A 17,430-nucleotide genomic window follows, 5' to 3' on the forward strand; every position below is an offset into this window, starting at 1 on the left:
CCCTCGCTCCGGCATTACTCCCGGTGGCAAGCGGCGAAGGGCCATCCATGGCCCTGCGCCGCTTGCCGGGCACCCACCTCCGTAACGCCTCCGCTCGGCCTCCTGACGTCGCGTTTGGCGGCGCCTGGACTATCGCGCATCGCAAGCGAAAGCAAAAGCAAAGGCCAGTCGGTTAATTTTGGGCCATCTCATTGGGGCTGCCATGCAGCCCATCGCGGGACAAACTTGCCCGACACCTAGCCCAGGAACAACCGATAAGCCGGGTTCTCGGTCTCGTCCCAATAGCGATAGCCCATCTCATCTAAGTTCTGGGGCAACCCGGCGAGCTCCTCGCCTGGAACCTCCAGCGCCGCGAACACCCGCGCCTCCGCCGCGCCATGGTTGCGGTAATGGAACAAGCTGATGTTCCACCGCTTGCCCAGCCGTTCGAGAAAGCCCAGCAGCGCCCCCGGCCGTTCGGGGAATTCGAATCGCAGCACCCGCTCCTGCGCCCCAGGTGCGGCATGCCCGCCCACCGTGTGCCGTACATGCAGCTTGGCCAGCTCGTTGTCGGTCAGGTCTAGCACGTTGTAGCCCTGCTCGCGCAGGCTGGCCAGCAGCGCCTGGCGCGGGTCGTGCTGTGGGTGGGTTTGCACGCCGACGAACAGCCGTGCCTCCTTGCCGGGGTAGTAGCGGTAGTTGAACTCAGTGATCTGGCGCTTGCCCAGGGCCTGGCAGAAGGCCCGAAAGCTGCCAGGGCGCTCCGGGATGGTCACGGCGATGATCGCCTCGCGCTGCTCGCCCAGCTCGGCACGCTCGGCCACATGACGCAGGCGGTCGAAGTTGACGTTGGCGCCGGAATCGATCGCCACCAGCGTCTGCCCGCTGATCCCTTCGCGGGCCACGTACTTCTTGATGCCAGCTACGGCCAGGGCGCCGGACGGCTCGGTGATCGAGCGGGTATCGTCGTAGATGTCCTTGATCGCGGCGCACAGCTCGTCACTGCTGACCGTCACCACTTCGTCGACGAAATGGCGGCACAGCTCGAAGCAATGGGCACCGACCTGGGCCACCGCGACGCCATCGGCGAAGGTCCCCACCTGCGGCAGGATCACCCGCTCGCCGGCGGCCAGGGCCGCTTGCAGGCAGTTGGAGTCCTCCGGCTCGACACCGATCACCTTGACCTCGGGACGCAAGTACTTGACATAGGCGGCGATTCCGGCGACCAACCCACCCCCGCCGACCGGGACGAAGATCGCATCCAGCGCGCCCGGGCGCTGGCGCAGGATCTCCATCGCCACCGTACCCTGGCCGGCGATCACGTCCGGGTCGTCGAACGGCGGCACGAAGGTCGCCCCCTCGCTGTCCGCCAGTCGCAGGGCGTGAGCCAGGGCATGGGGGAAGCTTTCGCCATGCAGCACCACATGGCCACCTCGAGAGCGTACGCCCTGGACCTTGAGCTCCGGCGTGGTGGTAGGCATGACGATGGTGGCGCGCATCCCCAGGTGCGATGCGGCCATCGCCACCCCCTGGGCATGGTTGCCCGCCGATGCAGTGATCACCCCTCGCGCCCGTTGCGCCGGGGTCAGCCGCGACAGCCGGGTGTAGGCGCCACGGATCTTGAAGGAGAAGGTCGGCTGCAGGTCTTCACGCTTGAGCAGCACCTGGTTGCCAAGGGCAGCCGACAGCGCCGGTGCCGGTTGCAGGGGTGTCTCGATGGCCAGGTCGTACACCGGGGCACTGAGAATGCGGCGAACCTGTTCCGACAGCAATTGCTGGGGCGAGGTCGTACGAGGGTTGACGCTGAGGCTGGTCATCGATGACTCCTGGTGATTTCAAGTACCCAGGAGCCGGAAAGAAAAAACCCGCCTCCAGGGCGGGTTCGGTGCACGTACGCGCTAGCCCGCCAAACGAATAATGGCGGTAATAATGCTGATGGCGCGACGCTGCGGGAATCTGTTCATGGGCAGGGAACTTATCCCGGCACCGGGCGCCACGTCAACACCCCTGCGAACTTTCCCGGGCCTCCTGAGCGGAGAGCGGCACGTCGAACACCTTGTCGAAGCCCCACTGGAACACGAAGGCATAGACGAAGAAGAACAGGAACAACGCCAGGTTGGTGAGCAAGGCCGCCCACAGGCTGATGTCCATCCAATACGCCACCAGCGGCAACAGGATCAGCACCAACCCGCCCTCGAAGCCCAACGCATGCAGCAGGCGGCGCAGGAAGGTGCGGCTGCGCTTGTCCTGGCGCGCCTCCCAACGTTCGAACACCCAGTTGTAGCCCATGTTCCAGCTCATGGCGATGGCCGACATGAGGATCGACAGCACCGTCGAATGGGCCATGCCGGCATCGAACATCAACGACAGCGCGGGTGCTACGCAAGCCACGGCGATGATTTCGTAGAGGATGGCCTGGACGACCTTGCGTGCCTTGCCTTGCATAGGGCAGCTCCTTGCTGATGAGGCCTACAAAGTTACAAGCAGAAGGCTACAAGTAAAAGCTAGTAATACATCTTGCGGAGAAAACGGAACAAAAGTACTAGAATAACCGATTCAGCAATTGATCACCCTTCCCTGGCATTCCGTGTCTCGTGGCCGATACGTGCCCTCTCCCGGATGCTCTGTCTGCCGCGCTCCGAACGTCTCGCGCCGGCGCGTGTCGATATTGGACAACACCACATTTGACTGCTTGTCTATGACGTGCTGCAGCGCGCGTCACTTCGTCCAGGGAATAGAACGGAGGATTCAAACCATGGCACATACCGTCATGATGGTATTCGGTACCCGCCCTGAAGCGATCAAGATGGCCCCCTTGGCCCGCGTACTGCGCCAATGGCCAGATATCGATCTGCACATCTGCTCCACCGGCCAGCACCGGGAAATGCTCGAGCAAGTCCTGACCGCCTTCGGCCTTGGCGTCGACCAGGACCTCAGGTGATGACCCACAGCCAGACCCTCAACGGCCTGTCCCGCGACCTGCTGGACAAGCTCGACAAAGCCTATGAACAGGTCAAGCCGCAGATCGTCCTGGTCCATGGCGACACCACCACCAGCTCCATCGCCGCCCTCGCCGCCTTCCACCGCCAGATCCCCATCGGCCACGTCGAGGCAGGCCTGCGCACCGGCAACCTCCGCCAACCCTGGCCGGAAGAAGCCAACCGCCGCCTGACCGGCGTGCTGGCCGACCTGCACTTCACGCCCACCCGCGACTCGGACGCCAACCTGATCCGCGAAGGCGTGCATCCCGACCAGATCGAAGTCACCGGTAACACGGTGATCGATGCCCTGTTGTGGATGCGCGACCACCTGGCCGCGCAAAACTGGCAACCCGCCGCCGATTCGCCGCTGATGAATCGGGCCGATGTGATCCTTACCGACTCCGGCGGCGTGCAGGAGGAAGCCCCGGCGCCTGGGCAAGCCGGTGCTAGTGCTGCGCAAGGTCACCGAGCGGCCGGCGGTGCTCAAGGGCGGCACGGTCAAGCTGGTGGGCACCGATACCGAGCAGATCGTCGCACAGACCAGCCTGCTGCTCGACGACCCCGAGGCCTATACACGCATGGCCCGGGTTTACACCCCCTTCGGTGACGGTCACGCCAGCGAGCGTATCGCCGAGCGCCTGAGCCGCTGGTTCGAAGAGCAAGCCGCCGGACGGGAAGACGCATGAGCCTGGCCTTCGTCGACTTCCTCGTCTATGTGCTGTTCGGCCTGAAGCTGCTGGCCATCGCCCTGGCCAGCCTGATGTTCCTGCTGGGCCTGGACGACCTGTTCATCGACATCTGCTATTGGGGCCGCAAGCTGATCCGGCGTTTTCGCATCTACGACCGCTTCGAGCCGGCCGACGAGAAACGTCTGTTCGAAGTGCCGGAAAAACCTCTGGCGATCATGGTCCCGGCCTGGAACGAAGTGGGCGTGGTCGGCGAGATGGCCCGCCTGGCCGCCTCGACCATCGACTACGAGAACTACCAGATCTTCGTCGGCACCTACCCCAACGACCCGCAGACCCAGGCCGACGTCGATGCCGTGTGCCTGCACTACCCCAACGTGCACAAGGTGGTCTGCGCGCGCCCCGGCCCGACCAGCAAGGCCGACTGCCTGAATAACATCATCGACGCGATCCTGCGCTTCCAGCAGGACGCGCGCATCGAGTTCGCCGGTTTCATCCTGCACGATGCCGAAGACGTGATCTCGCCCATGGAACTGCGCCTGTTCAACTATCTGCTGCCGAACAAGGACATGATCCAGATACCGGTCTACCCCTACGCACCGGAATGGAAAGGCTTCACCGCCGGGCACTATGTCGACGAGTTCGCCGAGAACCACGGCAAGGACGTGATCGTGCGCGAGGCGCTGACCGGCCAGGTGCCCAGCGCCGGAGTGGGCACCTGCTTTAGCCGCCGCGCCATCAGCGCCCTGCTCGAGGATGGCGACGGTATCGCCTTCGACGTACAGAGCCTGACCGAAGATTACGACATCGGTTTCCGCCTCAAGCAAAAGGGCATGAAGTGCATCTTCGCCCGGTACTCCATCACCGACCCAGCCCTGGCCCTCAAGCAGGAATGGCGCTGGGGCATGAGCCGGCGGTTCTCCCAGGTGATCTGCGTGCGTGAGCACTTCCCGCGCGACTGGCAACACGCCATTCGCCAGAAGTCGCGATGGATCGTCGGCATCGTGTTCCAGGGCACCAGCAACTTGGGCTGGAGCCGCAAGGGCGCACTCAACTACTTTCTCTGGCGCGACCGCCGCGGGCTGTTCGCCTACCTGCTGAGCTTTTTGGTCAACCTGTTGCTGCTGGTATTGCTGGCCATCTGGCTGGTGACCGCTATCGCCCCTGAGTCGTGGCGTTTCATGTCGATCCTGGGCGACAGCCAGCTGCTGTCCACCTTGCTCTGGCTCAACGGCCTGCTACTGATCAACCGCCTGTTCCAGCGCGGCTGGTTCGTCACCCGCTACTACGGCATCGGCGAAGGGCTGTTGTCGGCCCCGCGCATGATGTGGAGCAATTTCGTCAACTTCTTCGCCAACCTGCGGGCCCTGCGCCAAGTCATGGAAATGGGCGATTCGCGGCGCGTGGCCTGGGACAAGACCACCCACGAGTTCCCCGCCATCGCCTCGCCCGCTCGCACGCCCCTGGGCCAGCGCCTGGTGGCCAAGGGGCTGATCACCGACGAGCAGTTGCAACAGGCGATTACCAGCCCAGTGCGTCGGCGCCTGGGGCGCGAACTGCTGTTGCGCGGCTGGCTCACCAGCGAGCAACTGGTCGAAGCCCTGGCCGAGCAGTTGGACATGCCCTGGTCGCCACTGAACCCGTTCAAGGTCTCGCCGCAACTGATCGCTCAGTTGCCCCGCCGCCTGGCCACCCACTACGGCGTGCTGCCGGTGGCCGAAGAAGGCGATACCCTGGTGCTGGCCAGTGAAAGCCCGGTCAGCCAGGTCTCGCTAGGAGTCATCAGCCGCCAGCTCAAGCGCCCGGTCAGCAATCGCCTGGCCCCTCAGGGCCGGGTCGCCCTTGGCCTGCACCACCACTACCCCAGCCCCTGGCAGAAGGAAGAAACCCGGCAGATGCTCGCCGTGCTGGAGCGTAACCAGGACGATGCCGCACTGCTGGAGCGGGTATGCGTGCACCTGGTGATGCTCGGCGCCCTGTTGCAGGTACGCGGCATGGTGCCGGTGACCCTGTTCAACCAGGCGCTGATCGACTTCGACCCTGAGCACATGACCCTGGGTGAGCACCTGGTCGCCCGCGGCATCATCACCGAGGACGTGCTGCAGCAAGCCCTCGCCGAACAGGCCAGCGAGCAGCAGGCCGCCTATGACCTGACCCGGGAGGTGGCATGAAGCCCCGTCTTTCCCTGACCCTCACCGGCCTGTTGCTGTGCACCACCTCCCTGCCCACGCTGGCAGCGCCGATGAGCGACTTCCAGCGCTTTCGCAGCTTCCCGTTCATGGAGCGCAGCTACCGCGAAGCGCAGCGCGACAACTGGCAGGAGGTCGAACGCCTGACCCGCCACGTGCTGGAGCGGGTGCCCAACAACGACGAGGCCCGCGCCCTCCTGGTACAGGCCCTCACGCACCAGCGGCGCTACCAGGAAGCCGAGACACTGGCCGAACAGCTCGAAGATACGCCCGAGCATGCCGATGCCCTACTCGAGCTGCGCTTGAACTGGATCGAACAGGACTTGCCGCCTGCCGACCAGGTCGACGGTTGGATTGCCCACAGTGCCGGCAATCACCGGGTGCGCCTGCGGCAGGCCTATAGCCTTGGCCTGGCCAAGTCGCAGGGAGCGGCCCGTGCACTGGACTGGCTCAACCACCAGCCCCCCGGCGATGACGGCATGGTCCTGCGCCTGACCCGCGCCAATTTCGCCGAGCAGTTGCGCAACTGGAGCGAAACCATCGCCCAGCTGGAGCCTTTGGCCGAACAAGGCACGCTGCCCGCCGAGGACTGGCAACGCCTGGCCAACGCCTATGTGCACCAAATCGACGAACAAGGTCTGCAGAAGCTGTTGCCCAGCGCGCCGTCCGAGAAGGCAGCCAACCAGGCGCGCCTGGCCATGGCCAACCGTGCCATCGCCGTCGGACACAACCAGCAGGCGCAACGCTGGCTACAAACCCTGCCGACCGAGCAGCTGCAACAGCCCGAACAACGCCAGCAGTTGTGGGCGCTGGCCCGTGAAGGGGACGACGCCGCCTTGGTGCGCAAACTCAGCAATGAGCTGCAGCGGCCCTGCCTGGAAACCGTCGACTGGCTTTCCCGTCACGACCCGCAACAGGCCCGCGAACAGTTCGCAGGCTGCACTGCCAGCGCCGACCCACGCGCCCATGCGGTGCTCAAGCAGCGCCTGTATGGCGACCCGCCTGCGCCGCCCCAGCCACGCACCGCCGCGCAATGGGAACAGCGCTACCGCCAGACCGGCGACCTGGCCGCCCTCGAGCAGGCCAGCTACCTGTTGCTCGAACAAGGCCACCCGGACCGAGCCCGGCAATTGCTGATACCCGCCTATGACCGCCGCCATGGCCGCCTGACCCCAAACCTGCTGCAACGCCTGGGCAACCTCTACGCCCGCAGCGACGCGCCCTTGGACACCCAGCGCATGCTCGGCCTGGTGCCCCGAGTCGATGCCGGCACCCGTGCCCAATTGCTGGGCCGCCTGGCCGAGGCTGGCCAATGCGATGCCGTGCGCCAGGCCGTGCCGGCACCCACCGAAGCCGGCCAGTACCGCGCCCTGGGGCGCTGCGCCATGCCAGACCAGCCCGGGCAGGCGGTGGTCTACTACCAGGCCGCCGAACGCCTGGGCGACCAGGGCAACCGCCTGCCGCTGGCCTATGTCCTGGAGGCCGGCGGCGATTCCGAGGCCGCCGCGCCGATCTGGCGCAGCCTCCCCGCCGACGCCTGGAACGACAACGCGCGGATGACTGCAGCGCAGGGCGCGCTCAACGCTGGCGATGCCGATGCAGCCCGTGGCTATTGGGACGCAGCGGCCCACCAGAGCGCCGACGACTGGGCCCTGGGCGCCGCCATCGCCCGGCGTCAGGGCAACCCTGCCGAGGCCCTGGCGTTCCAGCGTCAGGCCCTGGCCCGTGCCCCCCGCGCCGAGCACTACTACGCGGCGGCCAACACCGCACAGCAGGCCGGCGACAGCGCCCAGGCCATGGCCTGGCTGGCCGAGGCCGTACGACTGGCCCCCGAGCAGCCACGCTACCGCGCCGACTATGGCATGCGCCTGGCGGGCTCGACCGACAAGCAGCAACGCCTGGCCGCCATCCCCTACCTGGAGCGGGTCACCCGCGACTTCCCCGAGGACTACCGTCTGGGCGAGACCCTGGCGCTGCGCTACGACGAAGCCGAGGACAGCGCCGCGGCACGCCGTGAGCTGCGCCGGGTCATCGACGTGGAACAGGTCCTGGTGGACGGTGACGACGAATACGGCAGCCTCGAGGCCCGCAAGTACCGCCAGCGCCGCGCCCATGAAACGCTTTCGCGGCGCGACACGATCACCCTGGCCAGCACCTGGTCGCCCGCCGGCACCTCGACCAACGACAAGTTCCTCGAAAACGGGGCGCGCAGCACCGAACGACGGGCTCGCTCGCAGAACGTACAGATCGCCATGTGGGACCATGCCCTGGGCGAAGAGCCCAGCCGCAACGGCAGCACCCTTTCGGTCTATGGCCGTGTGCTGTTCGGCGGCCAGAGCCGCACCGACTACGCCCAGAGCCTGGGCACCGGGGTCGGGCTGCGCTACAAGCCGTTCGGCCTGGCCAACCTCAACCTGTATGCCGAGCTCTATCACCAGCGCCAGGTCGACAGCGACCACTACAACGGGCTGAGCCTGGGCGAGCTGCTCAGCCCGGCCAAGGTGGGCGGCAACTGGGGCGACCTGCGCCACCATGCCGAATCGAGCAATGACCTGCTGCTGCGCGCCACCGCCTCGTTCCTCGACCAAGGCGACTGGCGCAACGACTGGCGGGTGGACGAGGACCAATGGAACGAGCGCTTCCTCTACCTGGATGCCGCCTGGTGGACCCGCGCCGGCGACCATGCGTGGTTGTCGCGCTACCAGCAAGGTCACGCCTGGAAGCTGCCCGGCAACTCGCCACAAACCGTCATGCCCTATGGTTTCCTCGAGTTCGCCAGCCAGGACCCGAGCAACGACTGGCGCCAGGACCTGCGCACAGGCGTGGGCGTGCGCTGGCAGTGGTGGTTCGATGACGACCGTTACAACGCCTACCGCGGTTCGCTGAAAGTACGTGCCGAATACCAGCAGTCGCTGGGCGGCAATCTCTACGAGCGCGCCAATGGCGTGCTGCTGGGTGTGGAGTTGACCTTCTGATGCGCACAATCCTGGCGATTTGCATGCTTGCCCTGTGCCTGCCGGCCGTGGCCGACCAGCGCCTGTTCTACCAACCACTCAACCGCGACGCCGCCTTGACGGCCAGCCAGTGGCAACAGCTGTGGCGGGATACCAAGGCCCACGGCGGCAAGACCCTCATCGTGCAGTGGACCGCTTATGGCGACAGTGACTTCGGCGGCGCCCGGGGCTGGCTGGCCAACAGCCTGCGTGAAGCTCGGGCCCAGGGGCTGGAACTGGTGCTGGGGCTGTACATGGACCCGGCCTATTACCAACGCCTGGAGGAACTCGATGGTGAAGGCCTGGCCAACTATTGGAAGGCCCAACTGGGTCGCGCCCTTAGCCAATACAACCAGGTCCGCCAGCATTGGGACCTACCCGTAGCGGGCTGGTACCTGCCCATGGAACTGGATGACCTGCACTTTCGCCAGGCCAGCCGCCGCGAAGCGCTGCATCGCCAGTTGCGGGCGTTCAACCGCCACCTGGACAAGCCGCTGCACTTGAGCGCCTTCAGCGCCGGGCACCTGGCGCCGCGAATCAATGCAGCCTGGCTGGACCAACTGGCCGACCTGGGCTTGACTGTGTGGTGGCAGGACGGCGCGGGTACCGGTCGCCTGCCTATGCAGGTACGCCAAGGCTACGAGCAGGCCTTGCCTTGCCGCGTCGGTATCGTGCGCGAGGCGTTCCGCCAGGTCAGCGCGCCAGACCAGCCATTTCGCGCCGAGCCGGCGCAGCCGGCGTTGGTCGGAGGGTGCCATGCCGAAGCGGTGTTTGCCTTGCGCTATCGGCCTTGGGCGCGCGCGCTGGGGTCGAACTGAGCGAAGGTCCATCTCGGAACAAGTCGGACCGCCGTACCGCAGCTCCCACAGGATCGAGGACCCCGCTGGCGATCATGTTCAAGACCATCGAAGCGCATGTGCGCAGGCAAGCGGTTCCGGCCGCCTTGCGTGCCGAGTTCCGCCAGCACGAATTCGAGGCCATGCAGCGTTTCTGCCTGCTGGTTTTCTGCATCAGCATCGTCATCTGGATGATCTTCGACCTGATCGTGAGCTACCTGGGCCAGCAAGGCTTCACCTGGCTCTCGGTGCTGTTCCTGGGCTTGCTGTGCGCCCTTACGGCGACACTCGGCGTCATCCGTAAAAGCCAGCATTTCGATTTGCTCAACGTGGCGTTCGTCGCCGCGATCACCCTGGCCATGCGCCTGGTGATCGACGGCATCCCCATCGCCTTGCGGCCGGTATGGCTGGTGCTGGGCGTGTCGACGGTGCTCTACAGCGTTTCGGTGCTGCCGGTACGCAGCTGGTCGTTCTTCTGCGCCATGGCGATCACTTGGGTGACACTCAACCCTTTCTACCACACCCGCATCGCTGTGCTGGAGCTCGAAGGCGCGATGCTGTTGAGCTATGCGGTGTTTCTTTGCGGCCTGGTCATCTACACCTACCTGCGCATGCGCCAAGCCAAGCTGTACAACTTCTACCTGTCCAAGGTATTGCTGGATCAGGCCTACCTCGACACCCTCACCGAGATTCCCAACCGCCGGGCCTTCATGGCCAGGGCCGAGCGCCACCTGCAGGGCGGCGCACCGGGGCAATACCTGGCGATGGTCGACATTGACAACTTCAAGCAGGTCAACGACCGATTCGGTCACGACACAGGCGACGAAGTGCTCAAACGCGTGGCCGGGCACATCCGCGCAACGATGGGACGGCATGAGTTCGCCCGGCTCGGCGGCGAGGAGTTCGCCATCTTCTTCCAAGGGTTGGAGCAGCTGGGCGCCGAGCGCGAGGTCGAAGCGCTGTGCCGTCAGGTGCGCGAAGATGCCAGCCAATACCCGGTGACCATCAGCATCGGCCTGGCCCGGGTCGACCATGGCGACACGCTGAGCATGGCGCTGGTGCGGGCTGACCAGGCCTTGTACGAGGCCAAGCACAGCGGCAAGGACCGCTTCGTGCTATGGACGGCTCGGCTGGCAAAAGGTGCCTAGCAGGCCCGGCCCAATCGCGGGGCAAGCCCGCTCCCACAGTACAACGCATAACTACTTGATTTTGCAGGCCCTTTGTGGGAGCGGGCGTGTTCTGCGATAGGGCGCTGCGGCTACGCCGCCGGCAAGCGAATCCTGAACTGCGCCCCACCCAGGGCCGACTGCGCCACGGTCAAGGACCCGCCCTGCCCTTCGATGGCTCTGCGGCTGATCGCCAACCCCAGCCCAAAGCCGCCGGTGTTGCGGTCGCGGCTGCGATCGAGGCGGTAGAACGGTTGGAAGATCCGCTCACGCTCCTCGGGTGGAATGCCGATGCCGTCGTCTTCCACGGTCAACAGGCACGCGCCATCGTCTTCACGGCGCAGCCGCAGCAGCAGGCTTTCATCGCAGTAACGCATGGCGTTGCGCACCAGGTTCTGCACCGCGCGCGCGGTCAGCCTGGGGTCCAGGACGAAGCGTGGCAGGTTGTGCTCAGCACGCACCTCCCACTGGATACCCCGGCCGTCGAGCTCCTCGGCGAACCCGCCGAGCACGCTGTCGACCAGTTCCAGCAACGACACCTCGACCCGTTCGCGCGCCTGGTCGGCATTCTGCAGCCGGCTGTAGGACAACAGCTCCAGCACCAGCTCATCCAGCTCACGCACATGCCCCACCAGCTCCAAAAGGCGCTTGCGGCTGGCCGGTGGCACTTCGTCGAACAGCAGTACCAGGCCGAAGTCCAGGCGGGTCAAGGGTGTGCGCAATTCATGAGACACCGCGTTGAGCAATTCGCGCTGTTGGTTGACGTGGCGCTCCAGGTCGCTGGCCATGGTGTCGAACACCCCCGCCAACTCACCGATGTTCGAGCGCGGCGAGATGTGCGTGCGTTCGGACATCTGCCCCTGCCCCAGGCGTCTGGCGGTTTCCTTCAGGCGCTCCAGGTCGCGCCAATGCGGCCATACCCACAGCAGCAAGCAGCCCAGCAGGGCCGCACCGATCAGCACCGTGACACCCCAGGACAGCAGGTTGATGTCGATCGGGTCGGGTGGGGTGTGCAAACTCACCAGCCATTGCGGGTCGAGCGGTGCCAAGGCCGTGTCGTAGTAGCCCCAGTCGCCGATGCGTATCACGTTCAGGCCATGTTCCAGGCGCGCCTGCTCCTCCACTGTAAGCCCCGCCTGGGCCATCGGCAGCAGCTTCACCTCCAGGGGGGCGAAGCTCTGCGCCAGGTCCTGCTCGACCGCTGGCCATTGATCGCGCGGCGCCTGGTGGAACTGGCGGACGATCAACGACTGCACGCCCTTGGTCTGCTCCAGGTTGTAGGCCATGAAGCGATCGTGGAACAGCGCGACGATGGAGTCCGGGATGAACAGGATCGCCCCGGCATAGGCGGCGATGATCACCAGGTACAGGCGCACCAGGATCTTGAGCATGGCGTATCAGTACTCCCACTCGACCCGGCTGAATAGGTAGCCCTTGCCCCAGACGGTCTTGATCTTGCGGGCTTCGCCAGCGTTATCGTCGAACTTGCGCCGCAGCTTGGAGATAGCCACGTCCACCGAGCGGTCGGTGCCGTTGAACTCGATGCCTCGCAATTGCTGGAGAATGCGATCGCGGCTGAGCACCTCGCCAGCGTTACGTGCCAGCACCACCAGCAAGTTGTACTCGCCGCTGGACAGCTCCACTTCATCGCCACGCCAGGTGACCAGGCGTTCGGCCAGGTCGATGCGCAGCCCGCCGACCTGGATCAAGTCGCTGTCCAGCCGGGGCTCGTTGACGCTGCTGCGACGCAACAGGGTACGCACGCGGGCCAGAAGCACCCGAGGCTCGCAAGGCTTGGTGACGTAGTCGTCAGCGCCCATCTCCAGACCCAGCACCTGGTCATGGCTGTCATCGCGGGCGGTGAGCATGAGGATCGGCAAGGTCTGCGACTCCTGGCGCAGCAAACGGCACACCTGCAAGCCATCCAGGCCCGGGAGCATGAGGTCGAGTACCACCAGGTCCGGCCGTTGTCGGCGGAACTCCTCCAGCACATGGTCGCCACGGGCGATCACCCGGACATGGAAGTCGTTGCGTTGCAGGTAGCTGGCGATCAGTTCGGACAAGGCGCTGTCGTCTTCGACCAAGAGAATGTTTGGCATAGGCGTAAAAGGCGGGAGAGCTAAGGATTGGCGATGAGGCAGGATATCGAATCCCACACACAGGCAATGCCGATTCTTACACTTTTTCACATTAGCCCTACAGAGCTTCACAGCCAGGCGCGCAGCGGTTGCCCTAGCATAGGCACTGTCATTTCTGGAAGATCCGTATGTCCATTTCCCTTCCCTTTCGCCTGCGCCCTCTGGCGCTCCTGGCGCTGCTGACCCTGTCGCTGGCCGGTTGCAACGACGCCGCCGACCAAGACGAACAGGCTCCCACCCCCCAGGTGCGGGTGGAAACGGTGCAGGTCCAGCCCCTGGCCATCAGCACAGAGCTCAGCGGGCGCATCCTCGCGCCGCGTACCGCGCAAGTCCGTGCCCGCGTGGCCGGCGTGGTGCTCAAGCGCGTGTACCGAGAGGGCAGCGACGTCAAGCAAGGCGACGTGCTGTTCCTGATCGACCCTGCGCCGTTCAAGGCCGACCACGACAGCGCCCGCGCGACCTTGGCCAAGGCCGAGGCCAACCTGTACCAGGCCCGCCTGCAGGAGCAACGCTACCGCGAGCTTGTCGACGACAAGGCGGTCAGTCGCCAGGAATACGACAACGCCCGTGCCGCCTATCTCCAGGCCAGCGCCGAAGTCGCCGAAGCCAAGGCGGCGCTTGAACGCGCCCGCCTGAACCTGGGCTATGCCACCGTCACCGCACCGATTTCCGGACGCATCGGCCGAGCCCTGGTTACCGAAGGCGCCTTGGTTGGCCAGAACGAGACCACGGCGCTGGCGATCATCCAGCAACTGGACCCGATCCACGCCGATGTCACTCAGTCGACCCGCGACCTCAACGCCTTGCGCCGCGCCATGCGCGCCGGCGAGCTGCAGCAGGTCGGCCAGGACCAGGCGCGGGCCACGCTGATCCAGGACGACGGCAGCGCCTACCCGCTGCCGGGCAAGCTGCTGTTCTCCGACATCAGCGTCGACCCGAGCACCAACCAGATCACCCTGCGCAGCGAGTTCCCCAACCCGGACCTGGACCTATTGCCCGGCAGCTACGTGCGCGTGCGCCTGGAACAGGCCGTGCAACCCAAAGGCATCAGCGTGCCGCAGCGCGCCATCCTGCGGGACAGCGCCGGGGTGCCGAAGGTGCTGGTCGTCGACCCACAGCAACGCATCAGCGAACGCCAGGTGGTGCTCGGCAGCGCCCAGGGCGACCGCTGGATCGTCAGCGACGGCCTGGCGCCCGGCGAGCGCGTGGTGATCGAGGGCCTGCAGCACGTCAAGACCGGCGACCAAGTCCAGGTCGCCCCGTCCCAGGATGGCCTGCCCATCGTCCAGCATAACGGCCAGTGAGGGCCTGATCCATGCCGCAGTTCTTCATCGACCGCCCGGTATTCGCCTGGGTGGTCGCACTGTTCATTCTCCTGGCCGGCGCCTTGGCCATACCGCAGTTGCCGGTGGCCCAATACTCCAACGTGGCGCCTCCCCAGGTGGAGATCTACGCCGTCTACCCGGGCGCCTCGGCGGCGACCATGGATGAAAGCGTGGTCAGCCTGATCGAGCAGGAGCTCAACGGTGCCGACAATCTGTTGTACTTCGAATCCCAGAGCAGCCTGGGCAGCGCCACCATCACCGCCACCTTCGAGCCGGGCACCCACCCTGACCTGGCCCAGGTGGACGTGCAGAACCGCCTGAAGGTGGTCGAGTCACGCCTGCCACGGCCGGTGACCCAGCAAGGCCTGCAGGTCGAGAAGGTGTCCACGGGCTTCCTGCTCCTGGCCACCCTCACCTCCGAAGATGGCAGCCTCGACGAGACGGCCCTGTCGGACATCCTCGCGCGCAACGTGATGAACGAGATTCGCCGCTTGAAGGGCGTGGGCAAGGCCCAACTGTATGGTTCCGAGCGCGCCATGCGGGTTTGGATCGACCCACAGAAGCTGATCGGCTTCAACCTTACGCCCAACGACGTGGCCACGGCCATCGCTGCGCAGAACGCCCAGGTGGCGCCGGGCAGCATCGGCGACCTGCCAGCGCGCAGCACCCAGGAAATCACCGCCAACGTGGTGGTCAAGGGCCAGCTGAGTACGCCCGAGGAGTTCGCCGCGATCGTCCTACGCGCCAACCCAGACGGCTCCACGGTGACCATCGGCGACGTCGCCCGGGTGGAGATCGGCGCCCAGGAGTACCAGTACGGCACGCGCCTGAACGGCAAGCCGTCCACCGCCTTCAGCGTGCAGCTGTCTCCCGGCGCCAATGCCATGGAGACCGCGACCCTGGTTCGGGCCAAGATGGAGGAGCTTTCCGGCTACTTCCCCGAGGGCGTGCGCTATGACATCCCCTACGATACCTCGCCGTTCGTCAAGGTCTCGATCCAGCAGGTGATCAGTACGCTGTTCGAGGCCATGTTGCTGGTGTTCGCGGTGATGTTCCTGTTCCTGCAGAACCTGCGCTATACGCTGATCCCGACCTTGGTGGTACCGGTGGCGCTGATGGGCACCTTCGCCACCATGCTGGCGCTCGGTTTCTCGGTGAACGTGCTGACCTTGTTCGGCATGGTCCTGGCCATCGGCATCCTGGTGGACGACGCCATCGTGGTGGTAGAGAACGTCGAGCGGATCATGGTCGAGGAAGGGCTGCCACCCAAGCAGGCCACGCGCAAGGCCATGGGCCAGATCAGCGGGGCCATCGTCGGCATCACCCTGGTGCTGGTGGCGGTGTTCCTGCCGATGGCCTTCATGAAAGGTTCGGTGGGCGTGATCTACCAGCAGTTCTCGGTGTCCATGGCGGTGTCGATTTTGTTCTCGGCCTTCCTTGCCCTGAGCCTCACGCCTGCCTTGTGCGCCACCCTGCTCAAACCGGTGGCCAAGGGCGAGCACCATGAGCGCAAGGGCTTCTTCGGCTGGTTCAACCGGCGCTTCGAAGGCATGAGCAACGGCTATCAGCGCTGGGTGGTGCACGCCCTGGCGCGCAGCGGTCGCTATTTGCTGGTGTACGCAGCGCTACTGGCGGTGCTCGGCTACGGCTTTAGCCAGTTGCCGACCGCGTTCCTGCCCACCGAGGACCAAGGCTACACCATCACCGACATCCAGCTGCCGCCCGGAGCCAGCCGCATGCGCACCGAACAGGTGGCCGCGCAGATCGAGGCGCACAACGCCGAGGAGCCGGGTGTTGGCAACACCACGCTGATCCTGGGTTTCAGCTTCTCGGGCAGCGGGCAGAACGCGGCGTTGGCGTTCACCACGCTCAAGGACTGGTCCGAGCGCGACGCCGACGACAGCGCCCAGTCGATCGCCGACCGCGCCACCGCGGCCTTCAGCCAACTGAGGGACGCGGTGGCCTACTCGGTGTTGCCGCCGCCGATCGACGGGCTGGGTGAATCCACCGGCTTCGAGTTCCGCCTGCAGGACCGTGGCGGCATGGGCCACGCGGCATTGATGGCGGCGCGTGACGAGCTGCTGGCCAATGCCCGCAAGAGCAAGGTGCTGGTCAACGTGCGCGAGGCCTCGCTGGCCGAGAGCCCGCAGGTGCAGCTGGAAATCGACCGCCGCCAGGCCAATGCCCTGGGGGTCTCGTTCGCCGACATCGGCGCGGTGCTCGATACCGCCGTAGGCTCCAACTACGTCAACGACTTCCCCAACCAGGGCCGCATGCAGCGGGTGGTGGTGCAGGCCGAGGGCGACCAGCGCAGCCAGGTCGAGGATCTGCTGAAGATCCATGTACGCAACAGCAGCGGCAAGATGGTGCCCTTGGGCGCCTTCGTTCAGGCCAAGTGGGTCAGTGGTCCGGTGCAACTGACCCGCTACAACGGCTACCCGGCGGTGTCGATTTCCGGCGAGCCTGCCGCCGGCTACAGCTCCGGCGAAGCCATGACCGAGATCCAGCGCCTGGTCGACCAGTTGCCGCCCGGCGCCGGCCTGGAGTGGACCGGCCTGTCATTGCAGGAGCGCCTGTCCGGCAGCCAGGCCCCCTTGCTGATGGCCCTGTCGCTGCTGGTGGTATTCCTGTGCCTGGCGGCGTTGTACGAGAGCTGGTCGATCCCCACCGCGGTGCTGCTGGTGGTCCCCCTGGGCGTGCTCGGGGCGGTCCTGGCGGTCACCCTGCGTGGCATGCCCAACGACGTGTTCTTCAAGGTCGGCCTGATCACCTTGATCGGCCTGTCGGCGAAGAATGCCATCCTCATCATCGAGTTCGCCAAGAGCCTGGTGGACCAGGGCCAGGATCCGGTAAGCGCCGCGGTACAGGCCGCCCGCCTGCGCCTGCGGCCGATCGTGATGACCTCGCTGGCGTTCATCCTCGGCGTGGTGCCGCTTGCGATCGCCACCGGGGCAAGCTCGGCGAGCCAGCAGGCCATCGGTACCGGTGTAATCGGCGGCATGCTCAGCGCCACCCTGGCGGTAGTGTTCGTGCCGGTGTTCTTCGTGGTGGTGATGCGCCTGGCCGGGCGACGCCAGGCCATGGACAGCCAGGCGCTGCCCCATCAACCCTGACTGGACAACGCCTGCGTGACATGG

10 protein-coding genes and 1 pseudogene are annotated in these 17,430 nt (G+C 65.7%); 7 read left to right on the plus strand and 4 right to left on the minus strand.

The window, feature by feature from the left end:
* Positions 1-236: 236 nt before the first annotated feature.
* Entirely contained in the window at positions 237-1,796 is a 1,560-nt protein-coding gene (gene ilvA / locus IRZ56_RS17815; RefSeq protein ID WP_196146141.1) for a threonine ammonia-lyase, biosynthetic, read from the minus strand.
* Between the two features lie 181 nt (positions 1,797-1,977).
* Entirely contained in the window at positions 1,978-2,424 is a 447-nt protein-coding gene (locus tag IRZ56_RS17820; RefSeq protein ID WP_196146142.1) for a PACE efflux transporter, read from the minus strand.
* Positions 2,425-2,734: 310 nt separating this feature from the next.
* Here IRZ56_RS17820 and wecB point away from each other — a divergent pair.
* The 5 genes and pseudogenes from wecB to IRZ56_RS17845 all read left to right on the plus strand — a co-directional run bounded on the left by wecB (position 2,735) and on the right by IRZ56_RS17845 (position 10,812).
* Positions 2,735-3,646 (plus strand): annotated as a pseudogene (wecB, locus tag IRZ56_RS17825) (non-hydrolyzing UDP-N-acetylglucosamine 2-epimerase).
* Positions 3,643-5,817 (plus strand): cyclic di-3',5'-guanylate-activated glycosyltransferase NrfB, encoded by a 2,175-nt coding sequence (gene nrfB, locus IRZ56_RS17830; RefSeq protein ID WP_196146143.1) that lies wholly within the window; start codon positions 3,643-3,645, stop codon positions 5,815-5,817. The pseudogene wecB and the gene nrfB overlap by 4 nt, the downstream one beginning before the upstream one ends.
* Entirely contained in the window at positions 5,814-8,810 is a 2,997-nt protein-coding gene (locus IRZ56_RS17835) for a phage receptor (RefSeq protein WP_196146144.1), read from the plus strand. Before nrfB ends, IRZ56_RS17835 begins: the two co-directional genes overlap by 4 nt.
* The gene (locus tag IRZ56_RS17840; protein WP_196146145.1) at positions 8,810-9,646 is read left to right on the plus strand and encodes a DUF4434 family protein; all 837 of its coding nucleotides are present in this window, start codon (positions 8,810-8,812) and stop codon (positions 9,644-9,646) included. Before IRZ56_RS17835 ends, IRZ56_RS17840 begins: the two co-directional genes overlap by 1 nt.
* A gap of 74 nt (positions 9,647-9,720) precedes the next feature.
* A complete protein-coding gene (locus IRZ56_RS17845; protein ID WP_196146146.1) occupies positions 9,721-10,812 on the plus strand; it encodes a sensor domain-containing diguanylate cyclase in 1,092 nt (363 codons plus the stop codon).
* Positions 10,813-10,922: 110 nt separating this feature from the next.
* Here the strand turns inward: IRZ56_RS17845 and IRZ56_RS17850 are convergent, their stop codons facing one another.
* Positions 10,923-12,221, minus strand: coding sequence for an ATP-binding protein (locus IRZ56_RS17850; protein ID WP_196146147.1), 1,299 nt, complete (start codon positions 12,219-12,221; stop codon positions 10,923-10,925).
* Positions 12,222-12,227: 6 nt separating this feature from the next.
* Positions 12,228-12,929, minus strand: a complete 702-nt coding sequence (locus tag IRZ56_RS17855) for a response regulator transcription factor (RefSeq protein ID WP_196146148.1) — start codon at positions 12,927-12,929, stop codon at positions 12,228-12,230.
* 167 nt (positions 12,930-13,096) lie between these two features.
* Between IRZ56_RS17855 and IRZ56_RS17860 the strand changes: the two genes are divergently transcribed.
* Together IRZ56_RS17860 and IRZ56_RS17865 are read left to right on the plus strand one after the other, a co-directional pair.
* Positions 13,097-14,272 (plus strand): efflux RND transporter periplasmic adaptor subunit, encoded by a 1,176-nt coding sequence (locus IRZ56_RS17860; RefSeq protein ID WP_196146149.1) that lies wholly within the window; start codon positions 13,097-13,099, stop codon positions 14,270-14,272.
* Between the two features lie 11 nt (positions 14,273-14,283).
* Entirely contained in the window at positions 14,284-17,406 is a 3,123-nt protein-coding gene (locus tag IRZ56_RS17865) for an efflux RND transporter permease subunit (protein ID WP_196146150.1), read from the plus strand.
* The last annotated feature ends 24 nt before the right edge of the window (positions 17,407-17,430 follow it).

It is taken from the genome of Pseudomonas guariconensis (assembly GCF_015680235.1).
Classification (GTDB): Bacteria; Pseudomonadota; Gammaproteobacteria; order Pseudomonadales; family Pseudomonadaceae; genus Aquipseudomonas; species Aquipseudomonas guariconensis_A.